At 63.9% G+C, this 294-nt stretch carries 1 protein-coding gene; it reads right to left on the bottom strand.

Going from position 1 to position 294, the window contains the following annotated elements; all coding sequences use genetic code 11:
- Positions 1–55: 55 nt before the first annotated feature.
- A partial coding sequence (locus RZO55_RS02780; protein ID WP_318062770.1) for a Sua5 family C-terminal domain-containing protein occupies positions 56–294 on the bottom strand: 239 nt, incomplete at its 5' end.

Here is a 294-nt window from a genome sequence, read left to right as displayed (position 1 = left end):
GAGCGATTCCTCTTCTTGTTTTGGTTCTGGAGGAAGGGACGAACCGCTCCGGACCCTAATCGTCGTCAGAGCGGACCACCCGCCCGCCGGATGCCTTGTACAGGCGATTCATCACCGAGCGGAAGAGCCCTTCGGCGGGAAAGGTTTCCGCCAGTATGTAGTCGACACCCGCCCGGTCCATCTCGCGTAGCGCCCGGTACAGGTTGCGGGCGACGCTTTCCGGGTCGGCCCTCCGGCCGCAGACCACCACCCGGTCGGCCTCATAGCGGTGGCGGTTTTCCTCGGTGGTAAGAA

The sequence above is a fragment of the Clostridium boliviensis genome (assembly GCF_033342255.1).
Classification (GTDB): domain Bacteria; phylum Bacillota; class Clostridia; order Lachnospirales; family Lachnospiraceae; genus Lacrimispora; species Lacrimispora boliviensis.
The sequence above is the reverse complement of the archived record's forward strand: the minus strand, read 5'-3'. Positions and strand labels throughout refer to the sequence as shown.